Source organism: Halobacillus trueperi (assembly GCF_003386945.1).
Classification (GTDB): Bacteria; Bacillota; Bacilli; order Bacillales; family Halobacillaceae; genus Halobacillus; species Halobacillus aidingensis.
Window position 1 is genome coordinate 1 of record NZ_QUAE01000028.1, and the last position, 20,014, is coordinate 20,014.

General features: G+C 45.4%; 18 protein-coding genes. 3 read left to right on the forward strand and 15 right to left on the reverse strand.

The window, feature by feature from the left end; translation table 11 throughout:
* Positions 1–279 precede the first annotated feature (279 nt).
* The 4 genes from DYE48_RS19150 to DYE48_RS19165 form a co-directional block, all read right to left on the reverse strand.
* Entirely contained in the window at positions 280–498 is a 219-nt protein-coding gene (locus tag DYE48_RS19150; protein WP_115824964.1) for a hypothetical protein, read from the reverse strand.
* A gap of 61 nt (positions 499–559) precedes the next feature.
* Complete coding sequence (locus tag DYE48_RS19155; RefSeq protein ID WP_115824965.1) at positions 560–943, reverse strand: carbonic anhydrase; 384 nt, start codon at positions 941–943, stop codon at positions 560–562.
* A gap of 82 nt (positions 944–1,025) precedes the next feature.
* Positions 1,026–2,735 carry an AI-2E family transporter gene (locus tag DYE48_RS19160; protein ID WP_115824966.1) on the reverse strand — a complete coding sequence of 570 codons (1,710 nt, stop codon included), beginning with the start codon at positions 2,733–2,735 and terminating at the stop codon, positions 1,026–1,028.
* Between the two features lie 91 nt (positions 2,736–2,826).
* Positions 2,827–3,759: an MBL fold metallo-hydrolase gene (locus DYE48_RS19165; RefSeq protein WP_115824967.1), complete on the reverse strand. Its 933-nt coding sequence runs from the start codon at positions 3,757–3,759 to the stop codon at positions 2,827–2,829.
* A gap of 703 nt (positions 3,760–4,462) precedes the next feature.
* Here DYE48_RS19165 and DYE48_RS19175 point away from each other — a divergent pair.
* The gene (locus DYE48_RS19175; protein WP_244199484.1) at positions 4,463–4,825 is read left to right on the forward strand and encodes a hypothetical protein; all 363 of its coding nucleotides are present in this window, start codon (positions 4,463–4,465) and stop codon (positions 4,823–4,825) included.
* Between the two features lie 105 nt (positions 4,826–4,930).
* On the opposite strand, the gene cydC is transcribed toward DYE48_RS19175, so the two are convergent.
* Together cydC and cydD are read right to left on the reverse strand one after the other, a co-directional pair.
* Positions 4,931–6,640 (reverse strand): thiol reductant ABC exporter subunit CydC, encoded by a 1,710-nt coding sequence (cydC, locus tag DYE48_RS19180; protein ID WP_115824969.1) that lies wholly within the window; start codon positions 6,638–6,640, stop codon positions 4,931–4,933.
* Positions 6,637–8,364: a thiol reductant ABC exporter subunit CydD gene (gene cydD, locus DYE48_RS19185; protein WP_115824970.1), complete on the reverse strand. Its 1,728-nt coding sequence runs from the start codon at positions 8,362–8,364 to the stop codon at positions 6,637–6,639. Before cydD ends, cydC begins: the two co-directional genes overlap by 4 nt.
* A 1,371-nt stretch (positions 8,365–9,735) precedes the next feature.
* On the opposite strand from cydD, the gene cudC reads away from it, so the two are divergent.
* Both cudC and DYE48_RS19200 read left to right on the forward strand, forming a co-directional pair.
* Entirely contained in the window at positions 9,736–10,290 is a 555-nt protein-coding gene (gene cudC, locus DYE48_RS19195; protein ID WP_115824972.1) for a choline uptake/conversion transcriptional regulator CudC, read from the forward strand.
* Positions 10,291–10,442: 152 nt separating this feature from the next.
* Complete coding sequence (locus DYE48_RS19200) at positions 10,443–12,032, forward strand: high affinity choline transporter 1 (protein ID WP_089652947.1); 1,590 nt, start codon at positions 10,443–10,445, stop codon at positions 12,030–12,032.
* 87 nt (positions 12,033–12,119) lie between these two features.
* Here the strand turns inward: DYE48_RS19200 and DYE48_RS19205 are convergent, their stop codons facing one another.
* The 9 genes from DYE48_RS19205 to arsC all read right to left on the reverse strand — a co-directional run bounded on the left by DYE48_RS19205 (position 12,120) and on the right by arsC (position 19,989).
* Positions 12,120–12,638, reverse strand: a complete 519-nt coding sequence (locus DYE48_RS19205; protein ID WP_115824973.1) for a P-loop NTPase family protein — start codon at positions 12,636–12,638, stop codon at positions 12,120–12,122.
* Positions 12,639–12,642: 4 nt separating this feature from the next.
* Positions 12,643–13,353 carry a nucleotidyltransferase domain-containing protein gene (locus DYE48_RS19210; RefSeq protein WP_115824974.1) on the reverse strand — a complete coding sequence of 237 codons (711 nt, stop codon included), beginning with the start codon at positions 13,351–13,353 and terminating at the stop codon, positions 12,643–12,645.
* The gene (locus DYE48_RS19215; protein WP_115824975.1) at positions 13,350–13,793 is read right to left on the reverse strand and encodes an NUDIX hydrolase; all 444 of its coding nucleotides are present in this window, start codon (positions 13,791–13,793) and stop codon (positions 13,350–13,352) included. Before DYE48_RS19215 ends, DYE48_RS19210 begins: the two co-directional genes overlap by 4 nt.
* Positions 13,794–13,795: 2 nt before the next feature.
* Positions 13,796–15,028, reverse strand: a complete 1,233-nt coding sequence (locus tag DYE48_RS19220; RefSeq protein ID WP_115824976.1) for an MFS transporter — start codon at positions 15,026–15,028, stop codon at positions 13,796–13,798.
* Positions 15,025–16,074 carry an ArsR/SmtB family transcription factor gene (locus tag DYE48_RS19225; protein ID WP_115824977.1) on the reverse strand — a complete coding sequence of 350 codons (1,050 nt, stop codon included), beginning with the start codon at positions 16,072–16,074 and terminating at the stop codon, positions 15,025–15,027. The genes DYE48_RS19220 and DYE48_RS19225 overlap by 4 nt, the downstream gene beginning before the upstream one ends.
* Positions 16,075–16,399: 325 nt before the next feature.
* Entirely contained in the window at positions 16,400–17,353 is a 954-nt protein-coding gene (gene trxB, locus DYE48_RS19230; RefSeq protein WP_115824978.1) for a thioredoxin-disulfide reductase, read from the reverse strand.
* Positions 17,354–17,366: 13 nt separating this feature from the next.
* The gene (gene arsA / locus DYE48_RS19235) at positions 17,367–19,094 is read right to left on the reverse strand and encodes an arsenical pump-driving ATPase (RefSeq protein WP_115824996.1); all 1,728 of its coding nucleotides are present in this window, start codon (positions 19,092–19,094) and stop codon (positions 17,367–17,369) included.
* A gap of 39 nt (positions 19,095–19,133) precedes the next feature.
* Complete coding sequence (gene arsD / locus DYE48_RS19240; protein ID WP_115824979.1) at positions 19,134–19,496, reverse strand: arsenite efflux transporter metallochaperone ArsD; 363 nt, start codon at positions 19,494–19,496, stop codon at positions 19,134–19,136.
* A gap of 70 nt (positions 19,497–19,566) precedes the next feature.
* Complete coding sequence (arsC, locus tag DYE48_RS19245) at positions 19,567–19,989, reverse strand: arsenate reductase (thioredoxin) (protein ID WP_115824980.1); 423 nt, start codon at positions 19,987–19,989, stop codon at positions 19,567–19,569.
* Positions 19,990–20,014 lie beyond the last annotated feature (25 nt).

Below are 20,014 nucleotides of genomic sequence, written 5' to 3' on the forward strand. Positions count from 1 at the left end.
GTGATTCGATGTTGACTTATCGTACAGAAGCGAAGGAAGTCTCACTAGCCGCTAGGCGCCGGAACCGGATAACTAAGATGGAAAAAAGTGCATGGTGAGACCCCGCAGAGCGAAGCTCGAGGAGGCTCACCGCGCTCCCACGGAAAGCGAGTCATTCCCCGCAGCCCCATATCCACTCAACAAAAGTCTCGAAACTGAGTCTTCAAGAGAAGCGAGCTTTAGTGAAAGAAGGGGCACAGATAAACCCCGGAGTTTGGGCTCCGGGGTTTGAGTTTAAGGTTATTTACTTAGGTTACATAAATAGGTGTAACAGGATTCGATGTCGCTGACGCAATAATGAATGCCGTCACTTTCAATTTCAATAAGAGCAAAAGGATTCAACGTGATGGTATAGGAGGCGATGCGTATGCTCGGGTTCTCCTTCGTTAAATTCTGCAGTTCTTCATAAACCGGATCCCGCTCTTTTTCAACGAAATCAAACCAGCTCGCTTGCTCCATACCGCCACTCCTTCACGAATGTTCTACTAAGAACTATTCGCCATAAGGAAGAAAAACCCTCTTATCCTGTGATCACTTCTACTTCCCACTGATCGTTCACATATAATCCGATGACGTCTACATTGAAGCCCCATGATTTCACAAGATCTACTGATTCTTTAATTTGACCTGCTTTTTCATCGCGATCGACAGGATTACCGGCACAATTGTAGTGGCCGACAATGGCAACGACGCCTGATCCGTGCTTGTCTACGGATATATCAATTTTCGTTTTGACAGCGGCCAGCTGGTCTTCGGATCCTTCTAATAAGAATTTGGTCGGTCCTGCCTCTGTAATCATGTCAATGTATTCGGTCCCGTAACGTTCCTGCATCCAGTGGATGACGGGAAGTTGTACACGTCCATCCATACAATTGATTGCTGTTGCAAATGTTTTTTCTGCCATAAAAAATCCCTCCAACTTAAATTTCTATATATATTTTATCATAACAAAAAAGCAGCAGGAGCGGGTGCCCTGCTGCTTCTCATCAATTGACGCCTTGGATTTTCATTTCTTCTACTGTCGCTGTGCCATTATCGCGGATGCGTGCCTGCATATCCACTTGATCCCCTTCTTTCAGGAAAATGGAGAGAGGGGCTTTGCTTGTGTTGACCGTATAAATGGTCGTTTCCCCTTCTAATAAAAATTGAACAGACTGCCTGGAATCTGTAGAAGTGACAAGCACACGGTTAATCGTTCCTGACTTCTCCGTCAAGTCGACACCCTGGCTTCCTTCTACACTGCTAGGGTCCTGGGCAATTTGCAGACGATACGCGTTCAACGTCTGCTTGGCTGTATCACCAAAAACAGCAAAGTCCGAATCTGCTGCCTTAATATAGGCATATTGCTTGAACAACCCATTTGGATCAAGAACGTTTACGATCCATGTCGGATGACCATCCACGTTATAAAGAACCGGCATCGTTCCTGTCCAGTTCTTCTCAGGATACTGTTTATTGACGATCTGCACAGCTCCTTTACTGTCCATGATTCCTTGATTCTGCTGACCGTTGTAATAGGTGAGAGCCCCTGTCCGGGCGTTGATCAACGTATAACCAAGGGCAGAATCAATATTTTCTTTCGGTGAAGCCATATCTGTGAAGTAGAACATTTCACCCGCTTCGTTGAAAATTGGTGTAACACTGCTCTCCGTTCCCGACTCGTTCGGAATCTTTACATCTTTTTTCCCGAAGAGGGAATTCAACCATCCATTCACATATTTACCGAAGTACTCGTTTTCAATCGCTGCAAGCTCAGAACTGACCGAACCTTCAACGAAATCAGGTGCATTGGCAGAATCGTAGGTTTCGACGCCCCCTGAAACCGGATCCACAATGGCCACTCTGATATTATTCATGTCCGGGCGGTTGGAAAACAGCAGCGGCTTATAAATCGTTTGAACATACCACGGTTTCCCTTCATCATCCACCTCAATCTGCGCGTCTCCACTTTGGATATAATCCGGATGCTTCCCATAAACAACACGCTGAACATTATGATTGAAAAAGCTTGAGTTCGTGTACCTCATTTTGCTCTGAACGAACTCCGGCTGTGCGTTGATATTCGTAGCCGTAATCGTAAAGTACCCTTCCGTCTCTTTTCCTCGTAAATAACGCCAGAAGCTCGAAAATTCTACAGGCGCCACATAAGCGATTTCGCCATCAATCTGCTGGGCCTGCAGTTTTCCTAAATCATAGAATTGTGTGTTCGGAACCACACTCATCGCTTTTTGCACTTTGTTCCTTGCTGACTCAGGCGCGACAGATATCGGTGTGTTCTCCTCATTCAAAGGACGGGCTTCCTCTTCCTCTGATTTCGAAATGCTGTCGTAGCTGTCCTGCAAAGCTAGAATGCTGTAAATGAAAACACCAATGACCGCGACCGCTACGCCTAAAATAACGATCCCTGACAATGAGCGATGCATCGTTTGATATTGCACCGGCACTTTGGCTCCTCCGTACACTAACGGAACAAAAAGAACAGCGACGATCACATTGAGAATCAGCATATTCGGCACCGTAATCGTCGGCATGAACGCATAAACGATAAAAAACATGACGATGATACCGAAAACCAGGACTCCCACTGTCGTTTTCATGATTTTCTTTCTTCTCATTCGATTTTTCACATAGACGATGATCGACAACGCCAAAAATAGTAGAAAAGATAATACCGTTGTCATTACTATTCCAATCATTATGTATCCCCCTTCTTTCTCCATATTCCATACGATCGAATACAGCGTTATGTTTCAATTATATGTGCAATCACGAGAAAAAGCAGAACAATTACGTTCTGCTTTTCTTCTTCAGGTAGTCGGCAAGGCCCATGGAACAAACGTCTATATCCAGTTTCAGAATATCATAGACCTCATGATTGTGCGGAATTCCTTTATCCTCTAAATAGGACGATACACGATCATGAAGCCGCTGTTGAACACCCTCCAACCCTTGTCCTTGCTCTAAAGCATCCTTCGCTTCACTCACAAAAACAGGAATCCAACTACTGACTTGGTCAAACGTTTGATCAGGATCTTCTGTCTTCCCAAAATGTCCGAAATAGATACAAGAAGGATTCATATCGCGAAAACGACTGATGCAATCGAGCATCGCGTCCGGATCGAACTGATTCGGTGAAGTCGTTGGTAAATAAAAAGTTAGTCCATGATCTTCGGTCTGATGATATCGAATCCCTGCCGTATCTCCTGTGAAAATCCCGTTACTCAGTGAATCATAAATGCCAAGATGGTGCTTCGCATGTCCGGGAGTATCGTGAAAAGTAAGTTTGCGGTTCTTTGAAAGCGTAAGCGTCTCGCCATCTGCCTTTGTTTGTAACCTTTCTTCCGGGATAGGAAGAATCGGGTCAAACAATTCATTAAACGCCTCTCCATAAACCGCTTTTGCTCCTTTTATCAAGCGCGAGGGATCTGCAAGATGACGCTTCCCTTTTTCATGGACGATGACCTGTGCGTTCGGGCATTCTTGCAAAAGCAGCCCCGCTCCACCTGCATGATCCAAATGGATATGCGTCAAAACCACGTACGCTACTTTTTCTTTCGGAATCTCCAACTCTTCCAAACCAGCCAGCACTCTCGGCACAGAAGGGCTCGGGCCTGTCTCCACGAGAGTAATGTCATCCCCTAACAAAACATATGTACCTGTCCGTCCTTTAAACCCCATATCATAGCCATCAATCAAAAACACATCATTACCTAAATCCATCGGCGCTCTCTTCTTCAATTCCTTCACCTCACCTTATGAATTATCTCTAGTGTACTAGAATTTAACAAATAATGATAACGCTTTCTTTAATCTGCATGTTCCTTCTTGTTGATTCATAAATGCTTTCTTTTCTTGAAGACTCAGTTTCGATACTTTTGGAGTGGATAGGGGCTACGGGGAATAGCTCGCTTTCCGCGGGGCCCCACAAGAGGTGGGGTCGTTCTATGTTGGCACAGGACGTGCCGAACTTAATCGAACTTCCTCATCTCCTTGAGCCTCCTCAAGCTCCGCTCTACGGGGTCTCACCAAGCACTTTTTTCCCGCAGGAGTCTCGAAACTACCTTCCAACAACTAGAGCTTTTATGGTTACGAATCCTATAACCATGGGATTTAAGCAAGATTTCACAACAAAACTAGGCAGGGACTATAAAGGAGATTTCGAGAACCTCATATGGTAAAGGGGCGGAGGGAAACGGTGAGACTCCTATGGGCTGTGCGGGACAGCTGAGACCCCGGAAGGCGTAGCCTGAGGAGGCTCAGCGCCCGCCCCATGGAAAGCGAACCTTTTCCCGTAGCCCCTAGAATCTCACAAACATCTTGAAATCAAGTCTTCAATAATCCTGCAAGCTTAATAAATCAAAAGAGATGGATTGTCACACTTTTGGGCTGGGTGAATATCATGGATTCTGAGGAGTTGGTTAAAATGACAGAAGACCGAAAGATGCAGCAACAAGGTCATACGCAGCCTTCCTATGAGCAGTGCAATAAAATGAAGTACTACCATGTCATGGTCCAAACGAAGGATGGACGCAGCTTTGATGGAGTCATCACTGATGTGAATCATGATAAGATGACGATCTTAGTCAGTGAAGATGTGATGCTCGACGAGGACGGGAACGCAATGGATGACCAACGCCAGTACGGATATGGCCGCCGTCGTGCTCGCCGCTTCCGTCGCCAAGTATTGCCACTAGCTGGTCTTGCTACATTAGCGCTGTTCCCATACTTGGCAAATCCGTACCCCTATTACTACCAATATCCGTACGGCTACCCTTACTACTATTAAGGGATTATCACAACCTACGAAACCGGATGTACACTTATCTCAATTACATGGAATAAATTACCGTACCAGGTCATCCATATTATGGAATATCCGGTACGGCATTTTTTATGTGCTGAAAATGTTTTTTTCAATTTGTTTCATTTCGTAGAAGTGTCCTTGTTTTTGCATGAGTTCGTCATAAGAACCTGCTTCTGCGACTTTCCCTTCAGCCATGACGATGATTTGGTCCATCTTTTCGAGGCCGCTCAAACGGTGGCTGATGAGGACGACGGTATCCTGAGACGCACGTTCATACAGATGATTGAAAATCATCCGTTCGGTGAGAGCATCGACAGAGGATGTCGGTTCATCGAGCAACCAGAGACGCTTTCCTTTCAGAAAAGCTCTTGCTATGGACAAGCGCTGACGCTCTCCCCCCGAAAGGTTCTCCCCTTTTTCGAAAACCGGTTGGTCCAGGTCAAATTCCAATCCAACCTCTTCCAGCACGAGCTTCATCTCTTCATCTGAGAGGTCTTCCCCGGCAAGCTGGAGGTTTTCACGTATGCTCCCGTAAAAATAATGATTCTCCTGAAGGACGACGTTGCTGTTTTCCCAAATGCTCTCTTCTGATATTTCCGTTATGTCCTTACCATTGACCATCAGCTCACCCGTAGATGGGATTTGGAATTTCATGAACAGCTGCAGAAGTGTTGATTTTCCGGATCCACTTGCTCCGACGATGGCTGTTTTACTGCCTGCCGGTATGGACAAGGTGACACCTGTAAGTGCCTCTCTCTCCTCGTCCGGAAAACGGTAACTGACATCAGATACTTGCATACTAGGAGCCGGCTTTCCATCAAGGTTGTACGTTTCTGTTCCACGATTTTCTTCCTCTACAATGGAAAAAAGCCGCTTCGATGCCCGTTTGCTATCATCAAGGTGACTTGGCAGAACAGCCATCGGTGCTGCATTTTCAAAGACTGTCAACGAAATCATCACCAGCATCGCTAGAAACAGCCCGTTCAGATCTCCTTCAGCCACAAGAAAAGCACCAAGGCCTGTGACGATCCATGAGACGAGGAGTGTCGCAAACGTGTTCCAGGAATGACTGGAAAGCATCTGACGACTGTCACGCTCACTCTCTCGAATATAATCATCGGAAGACTGCTGAAGCATTTCTTTTTTGTCTTCAAGCTGCTGATAGATTTTAAGGTCACGGAAGCCGTACAGCCATTCCGCAGCTTCGGTCGATAACTCTCCGCGCGCCTCTCTTACACGGCTGGCTAGTTTCCTCTGTTTAACGGTGTACCAGGCTGGAATCAATAGCCCCGTAACGACAAGACCCAAGAGAAGAACGATGGCTATGGAAATAGAGAAGATGGATGCGAAAACGACTGTCCCTAAGAAGATGATGACAAGGACCACCGGTGGATAATACACACGCAAAAAGAAGTTTTGCAGACTCTCCACGTCACCGACGATTCGTGATAGCAAATCCCCACTCCGGTATTTCTGAAAAATCCTCGGTGCATGCGGTTCTAATTTTTTGTAAAAAGTAAGCCGTAAGTTACTTAAAATCGTAAAGGTCGCCCTGTGGGAAAAATACCTTTCCGCATAACGGCCGAGCGCCCTCGCAAACCCGAACAGCTTTAAAAAAGCGATAAGCACCGTCAAGGCATACAACGGCGGGATGAGTGCCGCCCTCGATATTAAATAGCCACTGGCGCCAAACAGCCCGACCGCTGACATACCAGCAAGAAAACCGAAGACGATCGAAAGCACGATATCCCTTTTTTCCAATACGACTAACCGGATGACTTCCTTCACTTCCTTCATGCGGAGTTCCCTCCTTGCTGGACGGTCACCATTTCCCTATACTCCTTCACCGTTTCCAGCAGTTCTTCGTGCGTACCTTTTCCTATAAGATGACCGCGATCGAGCAGCAGTATTTGATCGGCCTTTTTGATTGTATGCAAACGATGGGCAACGGTGATGATCGTCGCTGTTTTCGCAAGCTCTTCCATGGAGGCTTGCAACACCCGCTCCGTTTTCAGATCCAGACCTGTCGTCGGTTCATCAAACAGGATGACAGAAGGTTTCTTCAAAAATGTACGCGCAAGAGCGAGGCGTTGCTTCTCTCCTCCTGAAAGTCCGCGTCCCGCTTCACCGACCGGGGTGTCGTACCCTTTTTCCAATGAGGTGATCAACTCGGCGATGCCTGCTTTCTCAGCGGCCTGTCGGATTTCTTCCTTAGAATGATTTCCTCTGCCGCCAATCGCAATGTTTTCAGCAATCGTTCCTGAAAATAAATACGGGTGCTGAGAGATGTAGCTGACCTGAGAAAACCATTCTTTTTCTTCATAGTCAAAAAGGGAGCGATCATTAACTTTGATCGTTCCAGAGGACGGTTTAGTCAGGCCGGCTAAAAGATGCAGGAACGTCGATTTTCCCGCACCACTTTTACCAACGATGGCTACCTGGTGATAGGGATGGATGGCTGCCGTCAACCCTTCCATCGCAAACCCTTCCTCATAATGAAAACTCATTTGATCGAGCTTGATCTCAGGAGGCTGTTCACCTTCAAGCTTTCCACTTCCCCACTGAATGTGTTGTTCTTCTTTTTCAAGCTCTTCCGCCAACAGGTTGGCAGCACCTGTTGCGCCTCTCCCTGTATGAAAAGCACTCCCGAAGTCTTTAAGCGTCAAATAAAATTCAGGGGCAAGAATGAGAATGAAAAAGGCGGTAAAAAAGGAAACACTCTCATATACAACGAGCCGAATCGAAATTTCCAATGCAATCAGCCCGATGCTGAGCATGGAAATGAACTCAAGCATCAAGGATGAGACAAAGGCGACTTTCAAGACTTCCATCGTTGCATCACGGAAACCGAGACTGCTCGATTCAATCTCTTCCTTTTGCTGCTTGGAACGTCCAAAAAGTTTTAAAGTTGTTAAGCCTTGAAGCGTATCAAGAAACTTTCCGGAGAATGTATTCAACTTCTCCATCTGCTCTTCTGATTTCTTTTTTGTCATAACACCGATGATGGCCATAAATAACGGGATAAACGGAGCTGTAATAATCATGATCAGCCCTGAGTAGAGATGCTGGGTAAACACAACGACAAGAATCATCAGCGGGATAATCATCGTCTGGATCATTTGTGGAACATAACTGCTGAAATACCCATCAATCTCGTCCACGGAATCCATCAGCACACTGACTTTCCTTCCCGATTGTCCTTGTAAAGAGGCTTGAACGGGATTTCGCGCGTATTTCTCAATTATGGACTGACGGAAATAACGTTTTGCTTTGGATGCAAGCTTAATGCCTGTCCGGCCGTTCAGCCATGTAAACAGCGTCCGTCCAGCGAGCACCAAAAGCAATCCCGCGAGAAGTGGAAGGATATCCTGAAAACGTCCCTCACCAAGGAAGATCCGGTCGACGATCGCAACGAAAAAATAAGATTGACCAATAATCGTGGCACCAATCAACACGGAAGTGAGGACCAACAGCATGAAAACTCTTCGATCTGAGAAAGCTAGTCTGCTGAGGTGCTTCATTTATATAAAACTCCTTATATGCCATTTTGTGAAAAAATTCACATTACCATTATTATAATTCATGAAGCGGATCATTGCTAAAAATAAAACTGATGATTCTATGACAATTCTATATCATCGTCTCCTTAATAAACAGCTATCATACGTTACCCTATGGACACTGATTAAAGGGATCTTTTCTATATCATTTCCCTCTATGTAAAGTTGAAGACATTGTAATAGGTATGAAAAACCATTCGTGATCCCCTGCTTTTTTCAGAATCAAGAGTTTATAAATTTGTGCCCTTCGACTCTACCGAAGAAAGGAGAAGCACGTTTTACGCAAGTCTCAGGGAATTAATGAAATGAAAAAAAACCCACAGGATTCATTTCCTGAAGGCTTACATGAGAGCATTATAATGTTGAAGCAGCGTTTGTACAGTTTGTTTACTGTTGATGTTGCCGTCTTATCTACAGTCATATCTCATGAAACGAACCCTGGGTTAGCCAGTGGTTTTGTATAAGGAAACAAGTCCTGTACAAATAAAAGGGCTTGTTATTCAGCATGAGTATTATTCCAATCATAAAAAGTTCCCGCTGCTTTAACGTCGGGTTAATGTCCTGTATCTTTGGTCCAATGTCTTCTAGCGCTTATTCACTGTCCTGTAACTCGTGTGTAATGTCTTCGTTCTTCTTTCCCCAAAAACTCTCAGGGTTCTTGTATATAAAAGTCGTATGCAATAACTTCCGAAACGAATCTTTCCTGCTACAAATTTTGTTTTTTCGCGGTTGCCTGACCGGTGAGAACCAGCCAGATCATATATAGTAGAGTGAGCAAACAAAACGGCCTCCTCTTTACTTTAAATATTCCAAACGTCAAGACAGAGAACATGCCTTCTAGAACGATATAAGTGATACTCAGGTAGTCCATTGGGAAACGTTTGAGACCTCTCCCCAAAGGTTTCCTTCGTTCTTTCATCTCTTCCACGTCATCATAATTTTCATCAGTTATCCTACCCATGACAGAAGCGACTGAATTCAATGCTTCATGCAAAGAGGTCACGGCAGCAGTTTCGAATCATTTACCACCCAATGATATTCTTTCCGATTAAGAAGTGACGGATTCCATCCCCTGAATCATTTCTTCTCCGACATTGTTAATTTTGTTAATAAAAAATTTAACTTTTTGAATACTTTTAACGTTAACAAGCCTTTGGAAGCTTGTCAAAGTGAAAATTTTTTTAAATCGGCTATAACCTATGAGATGATAGGGTTTAAGGCGATTTTTTTCTAAAATGGATTTTGACAAGCGATTTTTATTCGTTAAGATAAAGTCTGTAAAGAAAAAATTTAATAAAGTTAATTGCTTTTACGCCTGTGAGGAGGTTTTTAATGACAAATCATCATGAAGAAGGCTCCCGACAGACCATTGAGCACGCGAAAGGACTTGTGATCGATTCCATTGCGGAAACGATGGATTTGTATGGAGTGACCCGAAGTGCAGGGACTTTATATGGGACGATGTACTTTGAAGAAGATATGACGCTGGATGAAATGCGTGAAAAACTAGGAATGAGCAAGCCGAGCATGAGTACAGGAGTGAAGAAGCTTCAAAATTACAACATTGTGAAGCAAACGTTTCGAAAGGGAACGCGCCGACAGACTTTTGTAGCTGAAAAGGACTTCTTTAAATTCTTCTCCAATTTTTTCACGAAGATGTGGATAAGAGAAGCTAAAATCAACTTGGACACAGTTAAGCAAGCCCAGAAGGAATTGAATAAGCTTATAGAGGATTCCGAAGTTGACGAAAAGATTAAGCACGAAGCGCAGCAAGTCTATCAGCAGTTGGAAGCGTCCATTCCATATTACCATTGGTTACAGAAGCTCGTTGACTCTATTGAGAGTGGGGAAATTTTCGAATTTCTTCCTGTCGACCAAGAAAATTAAGATACCGCCTCTCTGAATAACGTTTCATCTGTTATTCAAGGGAGACGTGTGGACTTTATAATTTACAGAATATTCAGATAATATAAAAAGGAGTGATGTCATTGCAATCGAATCAACAAACATCTTTTTTCGCTAAGAACAAAGCCGCTATCATGCTCGGGACACTTCTAGGTGTTTTCGTCCTCTACATGGCCTTCACAAATGAAAACATTCAATGGGGCGGATTTATCGCCATGATTGTTTTCTATGCCCTCGTCTATTACATCGGTGCCGTCTTCGCTACAAATAAATCCGGAACTTTAGCAGACATGATGGTCGCAAACCGCAGTTTACCACTTGGAATCGCAATGTTCACTATGGCTGCTACATGGGTTGGTGGTGGTTATGTGAATGGTACGGCAGAATTCACATACAGCGATGGTCTCGTATGGGCTCAAGCCCCGTGGGGATACGCATTAAGTCTAATTATTGGTGGTATTTTCTATGCCCGTAAAATGCGCCGCTATGAATTCCTCACGATCATCGATCCCCTGGAACAACGTTTTGGTAAAAAAATGGCCGGCGTCCTTTACATTCCCGCTCTGCTAGGGGAAATGTTCTGGAGTGCTGCAATTCTTACGGCACTCGGTACAACATTCGGAACCATCCTGAACATTGACTTTACTACATCCATCATCCTTTCAGGAATTATCGCCATCGCCTATACCGTAGCCGGAGGCATGTGGGCGGTCGCCTATACGGACGTTTTCCAAATGGCCATCCTATTAATCGGACTCATTTTAGTGGTGCCCTTCACTTTAGGTCATGTTGGTGGTCTTGAAAACGCGTGGAGTAATTATTCAGTAGAATTCGGCTCTTACGCCAATCTGTTTCCTCCACTGAACGGGTGGCAGGATCCTGCCTGGGGCAACTGGTTCTGGAACTGGATTGACTATGCCCTTCTTCTCATCTTTGGTGGTATTGCTTGGCAAGTATATTTCCAACGTGTCCTTTCCGCCAAAAATGAAAAAACCGCGATGTGGTTATCCATCACAGCAGGAGTCATCTGCATCATTGCAGCCATCCCTGCCGTTCTGATTGGAATTGTAGGCGTGAATATGGACTGGGCAAGTATGGGACTTCCAACTCCTGAAAACCCAGCGGTTATTCTTCCGCACATCCTGAGGTATTTGACCCCTGAACTCGTATCCGCGATTGGACTCGGAGCGCTCGCAGCGGCGGTCATGTCCTCCATGGACTCTTCCATTCTTTCTGCCTCTTCCATGGCATCCTGGAATGTGTATCGTCCATTGCTTAAACCGAACGCAAGCTCTGAGCAATTGAAAAAAGTGATCAAGCGCACGATCATCATCGTCGGTGTCGGAGCTATGATCATTGCATTGAACGTCAAAAGTGTTTATACGCTGTGGTATTTAGCATCCGATCTTGTGTACACGATTCTTTTCCCACAGCTCACGATGGCATTGTTTTATAAAAATGCGAACCTCTACGGATCCATCGCCGGATTCTCTGTGGCGTTATTCCTTCGTTTAGGAGGCGGAGAACCAGCAATGGGACTACCGGCGTTCCTGCCGTATCCAATGATCAACCCTGACGGAATCGTCCTGTTCCCGTTCCGTACACTTGCTTGTATCGCTGCGTTCATTATGATCTTCGTTGTATCCGAATTGACGAAGAAAAAATGTCAGCCTCAGCCACTTCTCATGCCAGAAGAAAGAGAGCAAGAGGAAAAGGCTTCCTAATAGAAACAAGAAGCGCTCCAATTGTTGAATTGGAGCGCTTCTTTTATGTAATGATTCCGTCCTCCAGTCTATTCGGGAACCGCGCATCTATGAAATGTGATCAAGAAACTTCTGTATATCTTTTTTGGACCTTAATTGAATGACCTGCTTTTCACGGCCGATTTCTTGAAACGATAGGAGTCTTTCCTGCATGTTCTTTTTCCGTTTTCGATAGGTCGTCACGATAAATTTTAAAAAGTCTGCTTCCATTCTTTCACTGCACCCTTCCCCGAGGTCCGGGCGTGTGCTCCCCCGGTGGGTCCACCAGCGCTTCAAGACCCGAAATAGACAGGTCGTTAAAGGCAATTCCAAGTAGATGATCGTATCAGCCTTCTCCGCGCGTATCTCATACGTATTTCTATAATTCCCTTCAATAATCCATTGGTCTTTTCCTACAACGTTTCTCTGCCTCTCTGAGAAATCCTCCAGTGTCGATTCCTGCCAGCCCGGCTCCCAATAAAAACGATCCAGATGATACACGTCGATATCGAGCTTCTCCCCTAGTTTCTTTGCAAATGTCGATTTGCCTACACCTGCCGAAACACCAAGCACCATGATTCTCTTCACAGGTCTACCTCCTTTTCGATTTTCCGATTGAAAACCCTTCGAACAACCGGCCTCCGTATGGATTCAACACCTCATCCACTAATTCAACGACGCCTTTCCTCTCCCCACTTTTGTAAAAATGGTCAAAGCACTGAATCAACCGTTCTGCAAAGGCAGCATCATAGTTTCGCAGTGACCGAGCGATCCATTTCGATGAGCCGCTCCACTGTCCATTCGCTCGCAAATAAAACTCACTCGTCTGCTCTACTAGTTTCGCTGCAATGAAAAGAGCTTCCCCCCGTTCTGTACAACCAACGAAATCGTCCAATGCATCCGTAAGGAAATACCGCTTAAGCAAGAGGGTTTCCTCTGACCAGAGGGGTGGACCCTTCTTCAGTAAGCCAGCCGCTTCATGTTTGACAGCTTCCAAACGTTCATCCCACTTAAGGACCTTCCCCTCTGCCACCATTCGTGGCATAGAAGGTTGTCCCCGCTCACAATCACTATCGAAAAACCCACGATAGGAGGACCAATTATGTACAAAAACCTCGACCGGCCATTGGCCCGCATAAAAAGACTCACGAAAAGAAGACGTTACTTCCGAATCGAAAATCACGATGTCCAAATCGGATGTGCTTGTGGCCTCCTCCCTTACGACACTCCCCGCAAGAAGAGACGCATCACAATCCGGAAACCGCTCTGCGATCACATCTTTTGCCGCCTCAAAAGCCTTCATCCGCTCACCTTTTCCAGAATGATTCGTGCCCTCATGTCCATGTTCTCAGGGAGGGAATCAAGGCTGAAATACCTCAAATCCGACGTTTCTTCATGGTCTAAGCTGAGATCTCCACGAATCTCGGAAGCTATAAAACAAGCAATGACATTATAGACCTCATCCCCATTCGGGTACCTGTAAAAAAAGTCTTCCCCCGAAAACGTGGCAACTTGCCGCACGTCTCCAGCCCCAAGTCCCGTTTCTTCTTTCAGCTCCCTGACCGCCGTCTGCTCGAGTCTCTCCCCAGGCTCCATCGCCCCACCAGGAAGCCCCCATTCTTTCGTATCCATTCGATACTGGAATAACATCTCTCCCTGCTCATTCTCAACAAGAACCGTGGAACCTGCAACGACAAGCGGCTGTGTACCAATCATTCTTCTCATTTTTTGTACGTAGTCCATTTTTATCCCTCTCCATCTATCTTTTTCAATGAAGGGTGTAAGTAAATGAAAGAAGCGATGGTGGAGACACTCCCTCCAATAGCAATGGTCATGGATGTACTTATGTATTCACCGATGATCCCAGCGACCAACGCACCCACCGGCATCATCGCCCACGTCATGAACCGGCTCGTCGCCTGCACCCTTCCAAGTAAATGCTCCGGCGTCAGCTTTTGTCTTAACGTTACAATACACGGACTGCTTATGGAAGCACAAATCGTCCCAACAGCGTTCAAAAGTGCGAGAGCAATAAAAGATTGATAGAAACTGAACAGGAAGATGGAAAGGCCTCCGAGAGCGCCACACCCAAACAATAGTGTACGATAAGCAACCCTGCTCCTCATAACAGGAGAAAGCACCGCTCCCCCAATAGCACCTAACCCGCCAGCGGAAAGAAGCCAACCGATCGAGACCCCCGAAAAACCAATCTCAGCTTTTAAATGAACAATCAACATCGTCAAAAAAAGAGTCGTGCCAAATACAGAAAAGAACATGGCGATATTTGTATAGAGTAGAGGTTTCTGATGGATCACAAAGCGGAATCCTTCGCTCATGTCCTGAGTAAACGAACGCTTTTCCCCTTGCTTCTGCTCACTTTCCAACCGCAAACTCCAAACGACTAGAAAGCCGATGAAGAATGAAAAACTATTTAGGATCATGCCAACTCCAGGATTATAAATGGCCACAATCCAACCGCCAAGCCCTGGGGCAAGAAAGACAGCCGTATGAAACATCCCTGTGTTCCATGCATTCACAAGATCAAGATCCTGCTTTCTTACGAGTTTCGGAATCGATGCAAACTGAGAGGTTTGATAAAGCTGTCCAAGCACACCAATAACGAAAGCTGCCGCGTAGAGATAATAGATGGTAATCATTTCATAAAAAAACAACACCCCAATGCTCCCCAGCAAAAGAAAACGGAAAAAATCACAAAACAATAGAATCCGCTTCCGATCCAACCGGTCAGCAAGCACCCCTGCGAGCGGTTGTAATAAAACAGGCACCCGCTCAACAGCAGCGACAATTCCCATACTGAGCGGTGAACCGGTAAGAGCCAGTACCATCAAAGGAAGAGCAATCAAATAGATTTGATCCCCGAAAAAGGATACTAGATTTCCTCCAATGAAACGGAAGGCCTGGTGGTTCGACTTGAACGACGGTTTCTCCTCGGTCTGCCATACTTCCGCATCATTCATTTTTCCTCTCCCAAGAATAACTCCAATTCTTTTGGCAGCATTTCCCACGCCCGTGGGCTGACATGATACCGTGGACCATAAGCGACGATGAGCCGTGCGGATTTCAACAGCTTCAAATGATGGTAGACAGTCGTTTTACCCATACCGATCTCCTCGGTCATCTCTTTCAGGGTGCGCCCTCCCCCCATCAAAATCTTGAGCATACGCAAACGATTCTCATCTCCAAGCGCCTTGAATTTCTGAACGAGCATTTGATCCGGAACATACGGGTCATTCGGCTGGATACTTTCATTGGCTACAGGGTAGTAGAAGATTTTCGCCCCTTCAATATCGGCTTCCACATTCCACGGACGATAAATAAATTGGGGGATCATGATGACTTTATAGACACTAGGCTCCGGCATGTAACGGATTCCATGTGTCGCCCACTCCACAAAATCCTCCGCCTCCAGTTTTTCAATCCGCTTCTTCTTGGAAAAAGCATCTCGTTCCAGAATTCCTTTGAACATCGCCTCATCCGGCTGAATAACCGCTTCATACCAGCCGGCCATCACCTCTTGGATATGACTTTTTAAGTGATGCGCATCCACCTGACTAATGTAGGCAATGTAACGTGGAAAGAACGCACTGTCTTTAGATACATCTTGAAGCCGCGCCACAGCCTCCTCATCTCCTTGAGAAGCAAGCCTCCGATCTTCTTGATGTTTTTTCCCTAAATAAGGAATAGCATTATAACGCAACTCTTCTTCATCTAATTGATCTACAAAATCATTGAACTCCTCAACAGAACACATATCCTTCTCATGAAGCAACAGCAAGATCGTTTTCCATGTATTCTTTTCCTGGACCGCTTCTAAATGAGCCAGCATTTCCGTGGACAACGATTTTTTGATTGTCTGCCATTGTTTTTCTGTATAGTCCAGCGTCTTCAGCAGCCGGTCGTTCGTAATGGCAGCGATCCCCAGTGCCGCTTCCCACAGAAGAGAATGCTTCACTTCCACTTGATACGTCTCTCTTTTTCTCGAACTCATAGAAAATACTTCCATTTCATCACCTCTTGCAAATATTCTACACTTATAGAATTTTAAATTCAACAAGTATAGAATTAATTTTCAAAAAATATACACTAAGATTCAGGTGGATGATTTTCCATTATCTGTATGACCTGGTACACCATTATTTGGTAAATCCATCAATGTAACCTAACTGAAGTGCAAAGTGCCCGTTCTCTTTTTGAAAGTGACCTCATTCTATTAAAAGTGACTTAACGCCGTGGGAAAGTTCCCTAACGCCCGTTCAAAGTGACGTAACGTATTTCTGGTACAAAAAAAAGCATCGATCTGTAAAACAGATCGATGCTCACTCAGGTCATTAGGATAAGTTTTCGCTCCAGTCAATCGTCGCTTCACCTTCAAGGAAACGCTCCGTATCCATTGCCGCCATACAGCCCGTGCCTGCCGCTGTAATTGCTTGGCGGTATTTCTGGTCCTGCACATCGCCACACGCGAAAATGCCTGGAATATTCGTGTTGGTCGTACCGGGATCAACGAGGATATAACCTTTATCATCCATATCCAGTTTCCCTTTCACAAAATTCGTGTTCGGGTTGTGACCGATCGCAACAAATATCCCATCCGTTTCAATGACTTCCTCTTCTCCAGACTCGTTGTCACGAACCTTGATGCCACTGATCTTCATGCCATCGGACACCATTTCGACCGGTGTTTTGTTCAGCGCCCACGTCACTTTATCATTCTCCTGCGCTCGTGTCTGCATGATTTTCGAAGCACGGAGCTCATGACGACGGTGGATCACTTGGACTTCGCTCGCAAATTTCGTAAGGAACGTCGCCTCTTCCATCGCAGAGTCCCCTCCACCGATGATGACGACTTTCTTTCCTCGGAAAAAGAAGCCATCACAAGTCGCACATGTGCTGACACCTTTTCCTAAGTTTTCTTTTTCACCTGGAATACCGAGCATTTTTGCAGAGGCGCCTGTAGATATGATTAATGTTTCCGTCTCCACTTCACCTAAGCCATCAACTTGAAGCTTGAATGGACGTTCTCCCACCTCTACATCGGTCACCCATCCACGCTTGAAAGTCGCACCAAAGCGTTCCGCCTGCTTTTTCATGTTATCCATGAGTTCCGGCCCCATGATGCCATCAGGGAATCCTGGGAAATTTTCAACTTCCGTGGTTAGGGTCAATTGCCCGCCTGGTTCCGGCCCCTCGATGACGAGCGGTTCCATATCTGCTCTTGCTAAATAAACGGCCGCCGTTAACCCTGCAGGCCCTGTGCCTAAGATGATCGATTTATAAGCCATAGTGAATCCTCCTTTAAGTTGTCTGCCCCTCTAGGAATATCCTCTCCTGCCACGGGATTCTAGCTACTTTGGATACGTGCTCAACCGTATGCATCACCCACTTTTCTTCCATATGCGCTTTCGCTTTCAAAACAGGATCCGTGAGGGATACACCTGAAAACGTCTGATTGATCACCCACCACTTCGGATGGAGACCTGCCCGCTTTAAGTCTGCTTCTAAACGTTCTGCTTCATACACAGGCGTCGCTTCCGCTAAAGAGACGATGACTACATGGGTGTATGTTTCATCTCTCAATTTCGGTAAAAGGTTTCTGACTGACTCCGGTACATGACCAGTCGTTCTCTCTATTTCACGATGATAAGATTGAGCAGCATCTAATAAAAGCAGGGTATGCCCAGTAGGAGCCGTATCAATGACGATATACTCTTCTTCTGAATGTTCCACAACATCTGCAAAGGCTCTGAATACAGCGATTTCCTCCGTACATGGGGAATCAAGATCTTCTTTTAAGTAGTTTAGTTCATCTTCATTTAAATCGTGACTCGTCTGATCAAGAACCATCTTCTTATAGGCATCCGTTTCCTTTTTCGGATCGATATTGGATACCCGCAGATTCTCATGTATTTGATCTTCGAAAAGGGAACTCAAGTGATTCGCCGGGTCTGTGGTCGTCAAATGGACCCTGTATCCTTGTTCAGCGAGTTCCACTGCCATAGAGGCAGCTGTTGTTGTTTTACCAACCCCGCCTTTACCCATCGTAAAAATTAGTCCCTGCTTTGTTTTCGAAAATTCCTGCACCAAATCGGAAAGTCCTGACACATCCGTCGAGCTTTCAGTCACATCATCTTCCAAATTCATACGATCAACCACATTCCCCTCAATCCATGCCCTCAAATCATTCACTCCCGTCAATGATAAAGGCGCAAAAGGCAGATGATAGGACCGTAAGTTTCTTAGATGATCTGACATCGTATCCAGTGCGTTCTCCTGCTTCAAGAGGAAGGCTTGGGCTATGGAGTCTTCCGAATCTACCGGTTGATATAATCCGTTTACAACAAGCCGTTGATTTTGAATGCCTATTTTGAAAAGCTCTTTTGAGGAACGGTCCGCTTCATAAAATGCAGTCTCTTCCGGACGGCTCACCAATAGAAGTAACGTCTGCTCCTGATCTGACAATGTCCGCATCGCTTGTTCATATCTGCCCTTCTTATCTGCAAGAGCGGATAATGGGCCGAGACAGGAAGCTCCATCCGGATTGGTTTCCATAAAGCCGCTCCACGCTTTCGGTAGTTGCAGCAAACGTAAGGTATGTCCTGTCGGCGCAGTATCAAAGATGATATGGTCAAATTCATTTTTCACTTCATCATCACACAGGAAAGATGTGAACGAATCAAAAGCGGCAATTTCAGTCGTGCATGCCCCTGACATTTGTTCTTCGATGGAGTGTAGAACTGTTTCCGGAAGTTTACCTCGATAAGGGCCGATCGCTTCCTCCCGATGTTTGGCTGCCGCTTCTTCCGGGTCAAGGTTCACAACAGCTAGACGAGGAACATCTCTCAAGTAGCGGTGATTCTGACCAAACTCCTCTTGAAAAATGTCTTGCAGATTAGAAGCAGGGTCGGTACTAATTAACAATACCCGTTTCCCATTGTCTGCTAACGAGATCGCCGTTGCACAAGCCGTAGAAGTCTTTCCGACTCCACCTTTTCCAGTGAAAAACAGAAAATATGGAAATTCCATTACATTCGGCTGATATAGAGATTCCACGTAAAAAACTCCTTAATCCAAAATCGTAAAACGAGCGTCTGCCTTTGTCTTATTCTCTGTCAATAAACTTTCTTCTACGCCACACCACTCTGCGAACTCACCTTCAGTAGGATAAGCTTTCGTCTTCTTTACCTCCCCATCAACGATTGTCAAAGGCAAAGCCAATTCGCCTTCTTTTTGAAGGTGAGCACTTACCTTGTCATTCTCAACAAAAACTTGTGTATCATTGGAAAGATTATAACGTTCTACCTTTACGCCGTTCGCTTCAAGAACCGCTAGCTGCTTCGCTACTTTCGTCAGCGCCGGATCGACAGATGGACCGCAAACGCCAGTAGAACAGCACATCGCTGGATCGTACACTTCAACCTTTTTCATTAAAAACCTCTCCTTTTGTTAAATTTATCCTTATAGAAAAGGCCGAGATTGTATCTCGGCTTTTTTCGTTTTACTCTCCAGTTTCAGCAAACTTCTGGATACGTGCTTCGATTTCGTCACGTACACGCTGGAAAAATGCCCATTTTTCTTCTTCCGTTCCTTCCGCTTTGGCCGGATCATCGAATCCCCAGTGGAAACGAGTAACATGTGGAGGAGTCATTGGGCACTTATCGTTCGCATCTCCACAAAGAGTAATCGCATATTCAGCATTGTTCAGGATATCCGGATCGATGATGTCTGATGTTTGATCCGTAATATCCACATCGACTTCATTCATCGCTTTGACCGCATTAGGGTTCAAGCCATGTGCTTCAATCCCCGCTGATTTGACATCATATTTGTCGCTCAAGTATTTCTTTCCGAACCCTTCCGCCATTTGGCTGCGACAAGAGTTTCCTGTGCATAGAAAATAGATAACTGGTTTGTTAGACATGTAGCATTTCTCCTTTTTTGCATAA

Excerpts from the sequence above, each read along its gene's own strand:
- DYE48_RS19150 (WP_115824964.1), bottom strand. The coding sequence starts at position 498 with ATGGAGCAAGCGAGCTGGTTTGATTTCGTTGAAAAAGAGCGGGATCCG.
- DYE48_RS19155 (WP_115824965.1), bottom strand. The coding sequence starts at position 943 with ATGGCAGAAAAAACATTTGCAACAGCAATCAATTGTATGGATGGACGT.
- DYE48_RS19160 (WP_115824966.1), bottom strand. The coding sequence starts at position 2,735 with ATGATTGGAATAGTAATGACAACGGTATTATCTTTTCTACTATTTTTG.
- DYE48_RS19165 (WP_115824967.1), bottom strand. The coding sequence starts at position 3,759 with ATGGATTTAGGTAATGATGTGTTTTTGATTGATGGCTATGATATGGGG.
- DYE48_RS19175 (WP_244199484.1), top strand. The coding sequence starts at position 4,463 with ATGACAGAAGACCGAAAGATGCAGCAACAAGGTCATACGCAGCCTTCC.
- cydC (WP_115824969.1), bottom strand. The coding sequence starts at position 6,640 with ATGAAGGAAGTGAAGGAAGTCATCCGGTTAGTCGTATTGGAAAAAAGG.
- cydD (WP_115824970.1), bottom strand. The coding sequence starts at position 8,364 with ATGAAGCACCTCAGCAGACTAGCTTTCTCAGATCGAAGAGTTTTCATG.
- cudC (WP_115824972.1), top strand. The coding sequence starts at position 9,736 with ATGACAAATCATCATGAAGAAGGCTCCCGACAGACCATTGAGCACGCG.
- DYE48_RS19200 (WP_089652947.1), top strand. The coding sequence starts at position 10,443 with ATGCTCGGGACACTTCTAGGTGTTTTCGTCCTCTACATGGCCTTCACA.
- DYE48_RS19210 (WP_115824974.1), bottom strand. The coding sequence starts at position 13,353 with ATGAAGGCTTTTGAGGCGGCAAAAGATGTGATCGCAGAGCGGTTTCCG.
- DYE48_RS19215 (WP_115824975.1), bottom strand. The coding sequence starts at position 13,793 with ATGGACTACGTACAAAAAATGAGAAGAATGATTGGTACACAGCCGCTT.
- DYE48_RS19220 (WP_115824976.1), bottom strand. The coding sequence starts at position 15,028 with ATGAATGATGCGGAAGTATGGCAGACCGAGGAGAAACCGTCGTTCAAG.
- DYE48_RS19225 (WP_115824977.1), bottom strand. The coding sequence starts at position 16,074 with ATGGAAGTATTTTCTATGAGTTCGAGAAAAAGAGAGACGTATCAAGTG.
- trxB (WP_115824978.1), bottom strand. The coding sequence starts at position 17,353 with ATGGCTTATAAATCGATCATCTTAGGCACAGGGCCTGCAGGGTTAACG.
- arsA (WP_115824996.1), bottom strand. The coding sequence starts at position 19,094 with ATGGAATTTCCATATTTTCTGTTTTTCACTGGAAAAGGTGGAGTCGGA.
- arsD (WP_115824979.1), bottom strand. The coding sequence starts at position 19,496 with ATGAAAAAGGTTGAAGTGTACGATCCAGCGATGTGCTGTTCTACTGGC.
- arsC (WP_115824980.1), bottom strand. The coding sequence starts at position 19,989 with ATGTCTAACAAACCAGTTATCTATTTTCTATGCACAGGAAACTCTTGT.